This is a genomic window from Edaphobacter sp. (assembly GCF_035532915.1).
In the GTDB taxonomy this organism is placed as follows: domain Bacteria; phylum Acidobacteriota; class Terriglobia; order Terriglobales; family Acidobacteriaceae; genus Edaphobacter.
Genome location: NZ_DATKQC010000242.1, coordinates 1 through 7,048, shown reverse-complemented (window position 1 = coordinate 7,048; position 7,048 = coordinate 1). Strand labels below are relative to the sequence as shown.

The 7,048-nt window shown below is 57.4% G+C and carries 5 protein-coding genes; all 5 read right to left on the bottom strand.

Going from position 1 to position 7,048, the window contains the following annotated elements:
• Positions 1 to 959: 959 nt before the first annotated feature.
• Positions 960 to 1,532: a site-specific integrase gene (locus VMU57_RS11635; RefSeq protein ID WP_325383554.1), complete on the bottom strand. Its 573-nt coding sequence runs from the start codon at positions 1,530 to 1,532 to the stop codon at positions 960 to 962.
• A gap of 293 nt (positions 1,533 to 1,825) precedes the next feature.
• On the bottom strand, positions 1,826 to 4,627 hold the full coding sequence (locus VMU57_RS11630) for a phospholipase D-like domain-containing anti-phage protein (protein WP_325383551.1): 2,802 nt from the start codon (positions 4,625 to 4,627) through the stop codon (positions 1,826 to 1,828).
• Entirely contained in the window at positions 4,624 to 5,409 is a 786-nt protein-coding gene (locus VMU57_RS11625) for a hypothetical protein (protein ID WP_325383549.1), read from the bottom strand. Before VMU57_RS11625 ends, VMU57_RS11630 begins: the two co-directional genes overlap by 4 nt.
• Positions 5,410 to 5,587: 178 nt before the next feature.
• A complete protein-coding gene (locus tag VMU57_RS11620) occupies positions 5,588 to 6,412 on the bottom strand; it encodes a GSU2403 family nucleotidyltransferase fold protein (protein WP_325383547.1) in 825 nt (274 codons plus the stop codon).
• Positions 6,412 to 7,048, bottom strand: a 637-nt coding sequence (locus VMU57_RS11615) for a hypothetical protein (protein ID WP_325383545.1), incomplete at its 5' end; no start/stop codon positions are given. The genes VMU57_RS11615 and VMU57_RS11620, both read right to left, overlap by 1 nt.

Genomic DNA, 7,048 nt, shown 5'->3' with positions numbered 1-7,048 from the left:
TGCACGGGCGATTCCACGTGGAGTGCCCGGCAATTTCTGTGCCGAGGGATTGGAGACAGGCTGTGCGGCGAAGGCCCTTGAGAGATTCAACAGAATTAGTCGGCGCATGAGTCTGGCACTGAGCTACGAGTCACGCACTCGAATTTGGAATTGCATTTGAGATCCCAAATTGGCGACATCAGGGAATGGGTATTCCCTGATATTCGAGTGATAATTCCCTGTTCCGAGCAGCGTCGGATCGGGCTTGACTGCGAGGAAACTCACCTAAATTCCGCGACATAGAGTCGTGCGATGGTTTGGTTGAGATGCCAAATTCGCAAATTTCCCTGTATTATTCCCTGTTAGCAGGGAATTCGGTCCGGAGAACAGTTCGCAACAGACTCCATCCACCGCCAGCGAGTCTGCCTGTTCCATCATCAATGACATAAAGAGCGATTCAGGCCCGGTTTTCGGGCCTTTTCTGGCTAAAAGTTCCATCGGAGAATTTCTCTCTCCTGCCAAATTTGCTCAAATTCTCCCACTTTCTCTGATTGGCATTTCCGCAGTGGAACTTTTGGCCTCCTGGGCTGCATGCCGTCCCTGCATTCACAGGGGCAGTCGACGAGGCAACGGCGGATTTTGGCGCGAATGGGCCAAGCTAAGAAGGTGCCACCAACCTCCGGAGCTCGCTTGTTGCGTGAATTCGATTTGATCTGCTGGACAGCTCAAGACAATTCAGCAAAAACTGGCCACAAGCTGGCTTCTAGCCAGTGATTCAAAAAGGGCATCGAATATGGCGTGCCTAGATCGAGGCTGAGGTTCCGTCTTCATCGAAACCCGGCGGCGTAACCATACCTCTTGCGCGAGGATCCGGGAAGATTCAATTCTCAGGGGTCAGAAATGCGAATATGTCTGGAAGCGATTGCATCCTGGCCGACCGAGGCCCGGGAAGTGAATTTTCCCGGGCGTTGGTGGCGTGCTTAGATTCCGAGGCCGGCAGCCGCGTTTTCGCGAAAGATCTCGCCGGACCTTATATAGCGCCGCAGAGTCGCAATGGTTTTGTGGCCCGTCTGCTTCATGATGACGAACTCGCGCACGCCGTTCATGGCGGCCTGGGTGACGCAGCCTGCCCTAAGCGAATGCCCGCCGAGCTCCTCGACCTTCAATCCGGCCCGCGCTGCAGCCCGCTTCAGGAGCTTGCCGATGAAATCCTTGTGTAGACCGCGCCGCGCGACATGTCCATAGCGGCCGACCGACCGGAAGACGGGGCCGTCGGAAATTCCGGAAGCGACGAGCCACTGGTGCAGCGCGCGGACCGGGCACGTATCCTGACTGGCACCGAAGGGCAGACCCACTTCCCATCCGGCGCCTTCCTGGTCTGTCTTCGATTTGCGGACGGTGACGACGACGCCGTCGGCTGAGAACTTCAGGTCACATATATGGATACCTGCCAGCTCCGAGCGACGAAATCCGCCCGCGAATCCGACCAGCACCAGAGTTGCGTCTCGAAGGCCGAGCAGGTCCCCGCGCCGGGCAGTGATGATCCGCCGGATGTCTGCCGAGAGAAGCGGGGCCTTGGCAAGGATCTGTGGTTAAGCGAGTAAAGCGAGGTTTTCGATGCTTCTCTGAAAGTCAGGTTTAATCCTCTTGATCCAACGGCGGAAACGAATTCATTTGCGGCAATTTATTCAGCTCTTCCTTGTCAAGCCGTCGCAACATCGAGAGTGCGATAGAACGCTGTCCATTCTTGGCTTCTGGACGGCAATTCTGCCACGCGACAGAACCACGGCCGTTACCCGAGTCTCGTTAGTTTCCTCTGGTAGCGATTTGCATGGGACATTCGGCTTCACCAACCTTGCGAGAACTGTTCTTTTACGGCCATGGGCTCCAGAACCGTCGAGCATGTGTCCCAATCAGCTTCGTCGACCTTGCTGTATTTCACGTCGAATGGGTTTCTTGTCGCTTTCGTGCGGTCAATCAACTGATTCGCAGCCTGTTCGTTCTGAAGGGCAATCTGCACCCAAACTTCTTCCAGCGTGTCCGGAATCTGGCCGAATAGATCATGGATTGCCTCTAGGCGGTCTGCCAGGACTTGATGGACGCGATCCTCAACTGAGTCTCGATATCTCAGATTCGCAATCCATATCTCGCTGCGCACTTGGCCGATACGCTGGATGCGCCCCTTACGTTGCTCAAGACGCGTGGGGTTCCAAGGCAAGTCGATATTGAGCAAAGTTCCAAGACGCTGCAGATTCAGGCCTTCAGAAGCGGCATCAGTACCGAGAATGAGCTTGAGATCCTCTGTGCGAACCCGTTCCTTAAGCGTCTCGCGCTTGCAACGTTGGAATCTCCCGTCACGCCAGAAACCCGAGCGATTTGTACCGGCGTACAGGCCAATATCCATGGCTGCAAACTCGACACGCTTTGCCAATTCATCCCCTGCCCAGCGAACGGTATCGTAATACTGCGAAAACAAGATGCAGCCCAAATCTAGCCAGCGTTGGCTTACGCCTGGTTGTGTGCCCAGTAAATACCCAATAACAGCATCAAGTTTGGGATCGCTGTTGCCGCCGACCTTCAGTAGTTCAAGACATCGCTCAAGTCGCGCCAGTTCATCAGCAGTAAAATCCTTGAAATCACTTGCGCCCTGCGGTGGACGACCAACCGGCTGCGGCAATTCCTCTTCTTCGTCTTCGTCATCTTCTTCACCCGAGGTGATTTCCGTCTCCGGTGTTAGCAGTCGGCTTACTGTGAGCCGGCCAGCTTCCATGGAGCTTCCCAATCGTCTCAAAAGCAGAGTCTTGAAAAATCCCGCACCCCGAACGCGTTGCTGCAGCAGTAGAGAAAATGCCTCCGCCTCTTGATAAGCCTCAAGCAGGTAGCCACTGAGCCTGATCGAGTCCTCCGCGCCTTCGCCAAATAGCTTGACTGACACTCTTGGTAGGAAAGGCTCACCTGTGGCTGGATCAATCGTCGTCTCTAGATAGGCACGAGTTCGGCGCACAATGCACCGTAAGAGTAGATTAAACCGCTCCCCATAAATTGGCAGCAAGCCATTCTGAAGTTGAACTCGCTTTATTGCCGTTGAAATCCGGTCAAGGCTTTCTGGCGTGAATTGCCATTGTGTATCGTCTGCATCCAAGCTGCGGCGAATCCGATCGAATGCAGCATCTTCTTCGCGAGATGGGAGCGGATCACGAATATATTCCCAAGCTTCGTGAGTATCGGCAGTTGGAATTGCCGCATCTCCGGTTGCAATTTGAAGACAGCTGCTCGCGCGCCACCAGGGACTGGTGCGCGTCCACCCACCAAGTACACCATCGTTTCCGTTGGAGAGAATGCTCAGCAGATCCCAAGCCTCCACAGGATGGAGTTGCACTGGAGTTGCCGTAGCGAGCAACATGCTTTTGGTATTCCGGCCAATTTGCCAAAGAAACGCCATTAACTTGTTGGGCTCAGGTCTCTCGTCGATCTCTTCGGCTCCGGCATCTACCTTCGGTAAATTCCGCCGTCGAGCTCTATGCGACTCATCAACAACCACGCAACTGTATCGCCGACTCAGGAGTTGATTGAGCGGTTCATGCGCTCCCCGCACTACCAAGCCTTGAGAACCGAGGCCAATTTTGCGTGGGCACTTACCCAGAGACTTGGCTCCATCCGATGGATATTCGAGATTGTTTTCATCCACCCATGCGCTGCCGTTCCATCGAGCTGAAGGCAACTGCAACAATTCCATCAGCTCGTCCTGCCACTGTTGCAGAAGCGATTTGGGTGCGAGCACGAGGATGGGGCCGCCATTGGGGTCATCCAACGCAATGAGCATCGCGGCCATTGCGAGTTGAACCGTTTTGCCCAAGCCAACTTGATCCGCGAGTACGAGACGTGCACCGCCAAGCCGATGCCGCTGTAATGCCAAGCTGGCAAAGTACTTTTGGTGAGGCCAGAGCCCTTGCTCTTTTCGGTAGACAGGTGATTCGACAGCTACCGTTGCGGCAAACGTATTGGGATCTGCAATCTCCTTGAGTTCCGTAGGTCCAACTACCTTGCGGTTTATGATTCGCTGCAAGTCATTCACGACGAAAGGACAGCACGCAAGGTCTATCGCTCGAGCGTCGTTCCAGAGTGCGTCGAATTCCTCCTGAACCCAGCTGATCGCTTCGGGGGAATCATCTTCCCAAAGGAGCTCGTAGTTTATCTTCCAGGCTGATGCACTCTCATTGACACTGCCGAGAAAAGTGGTTGCTGTACCATCTGCCCGTCGAATAGCGCCAGCTTTTCCATGGATCAACCCAAATGCAGAGTCGGGCAGCACCCGCACTTCCATTTTTTTGCTCGTCAGCATGTCATACAGCGCCTGAAACCGCGGCAACGCTGCTGGCGGGGCCTCTTCTGGCTGGCCCGCACACCATGACCGCCGGAGCGCAGCCTGGGCTGCTGCCGCTGTCGCCAGATCTCTTGGATCAAGGTCCGAGTTGCAGATAATGCGTACCGGCCCGGCAACTTTGGAGATCGCTTCTCCTGCCACTTCAAACAGACTCGAACGAAAGTAGCCTGCGATTCTGTCGTAGGAAATCGCGCCCTCCAGCCGCTGGTTGAGTACGGCGTGGTCGAGTCTGTGTCTTCGACTTGAGTGTCTCTGCATCATCATGCGTGATCGTTCCGCAGGCGGCCGGCGAGAATGCGGGCAGATTCAGAGTCTGCCGCCCACTCGTTCATCCCTTCCGCATTGCCAAGGGCTGCGATCCATTCCAGCAGACCAATAAATCCTTCGCGCCTGGTCCAATACCCCTGACCGAAGGTGTCGCGCAGATATTGACGGCCGCGCTCCGGGTCATTGTCCGCCGCGGTCGTTTCACGAATCGCAAACATCAGGTGGCGTAACGGGGTCACCGCAAATGGATGCGGAGCGCCGCTGCCTACCCGGCCACGGCGAGTGGGCAGGTTCGATGTATCTATCTCAACGCCCTGCACGGGCGCGAGCAGACCGGCTGCCAGACCGGTTGGCGTAAACATGCGCGCGCCATTGGCCTTGTCGCTCTTCAGCAGGGGCCGAATGTCCGTCACCCCGAATCCACGGGCCAGTTCTTCGTACATGCCCTTACGGCGTTCTCCGCGACTCTCAATATCAAGGGCACGGAGATAGTAGCGTTCTGCCAGCGACAGGTCACGCCAGGAACTTTCCAATCCTCGGGGGATGAGCGTGTCGCAGGCGATACCGAGGGCGCGTTCGATCACCGTCTGGAAATCGCTCTTCTCATTCCTGCCGCGCATCGCGAAGACCTCATGTTCCACATCGCGTCCATCGAGCTTTCCGTATTGCGTCAGCACCTTCAGCGCTGCGGCGTAGGCCGCAAGCTGGTAGTCGGCATCGTTGAAGTTCGGCTCGCCATCTTCATCCAGGGCCTGCATGGAGGCGATCTGGCGCTTCACCTCGTCCTCGACGAGTGGATAGAGACCTTGATCTGAGCGAGCGTTATGACGCGCTTGTCCGGAAAGAATTTCGCAGCCGCATGGCTGTCATTGTCGAAGAGAAACTTGTACTCCCTCATCTCAGTTTTTCCCTCCTCCATGGTTCTGCCGTCGCCTCGCATCGGACCGAGCGGCTTTCTCACGCAAAAATCTGCTGCCACCCAAACGCGCAGAGTTCCCGCACCATTTCCGGCGTCAGGCTCCGGCCTGTGGCGATGCGCGCAGCCTCGCGGATCGTGTCATTGACTTCGCGAAAATACTCTTCCGCGGCACGCTCGACCACACGGACAGCCTTCGCGTGCAGCGCAGGCTGAACGTTTGTTTGCCACTGCTCGCGAATCGCGGCGAGATTGCCGCCAAAGGTCTCGATCGTGTCGTGGATATAAAGGATGTCCTTGGCGCGCCTGTCGCGATCGCGCTTTTCGTGAATCAGAATCTTCTGCACCAGGAATGCCGCCGCGTTGGGAACAAGGATGCGTCGAACGTCGGGCGTCGGATAGCCGGCGGCAGGGGCGATCATCACGTTCCAGGGATTTTGGAGCAACAGTTCTAGGTGACGGAGCTTCTGGACTAAGACGCCGGAGACACGGGCCGTTACAGTGCGCCGGCCTCCGCGCTTGACTGCGCTGCCCACGAGCGGCGCCAGAAATTCTGCGTAAAAGCTGTTGTCTCCGCTCTGGACGCGATAATGCGCGGCTGGAGGCTGTGTGTCGCCCATCAGCTCTTCGCGGAAGTCCCTTTCGAGCAGCCGCGCGCGAATCTGCTCGCCGGTAGCGGGCAGATCGAGCGGGACGGCAATGTCGGTGTCGAAGGTTCCCATAGGCTCGTAGTCGAGCGGCTGCGCGAGAGGGTGAAGGCGGTAGAGGCGGTGTGCCCAGCCACCGATGATGACGACCTGATCTAGCCACGGTTCGAGGGCGTCGACCAGGCGGGCGAAATACTCGCCATCCGATTGGACGGCCATTACTGTTTCTCCTCGAAGATCGGCGCAAGGACGCGGCGGCGGATCTCTTCGGCCTGTGCCTCGCCGCGTGCCGGATGGGAGCTCACGTCCAACCAGACCTGCAGGATGTCGGCGACCGGAACGCCGTTGCGGACGACTGCGGCGCGGAAGACCGACTCCCGGAACGCGGGAATGCGCACATAAACGTCCGGTCTTTGTTTGGCGCCCTCGGGCGAGAGCCCCATCCGGCTGAGGACCTCCCGGTCCAGGCTTTCGAGATAGAAGTACGGCGGAAGACCGTTCACGAAGCCGAATCCCAGAGATTCAGCTGCGGCAAATAGTCCGATACAGGCTCGAGGCGCCGGTTCGGCCTTTACGTTGGGCTCGGCGTGATAGGCGTAGAGTGCTGCAGCCAGCAGTGGGCGCTCGCTCTTGCGCGGAATGACCCAGCGCAGGGGAAGCTCGGGCGCGCCGCGCAGATGGGCGACCTGCCAGCGGCGCAATAGATCTTCGCGGCGCACCAGGCGCAACGGTTCATCGTTCCGGTCGAGAAATCCCTCCTGTCGCAACTGGCGCACGAAACGGAAAGCGCTCATCACCGAGACCTCGGCTGCGGCCGCAAGCTCCGAAGCGTTGCGGTATTCCCTCCGCGGCGCG

Coding starts and splice junctions, on each gene's coding strand:
- VMU57_RS11630 (WP_325383551.1), bottom strand. CDS start 4,627: ATGATGATGCAGAGACACTCAAGTCGAAGACACAGACTCGACCACGCC.
- VMU57_RS11620 (WP_325383547.1), bottom strand. CDS start 6,412: ATGGCCGTCCAATCGGATGGCGAGTATTTCGCCCGCCTGGTCGACGCC.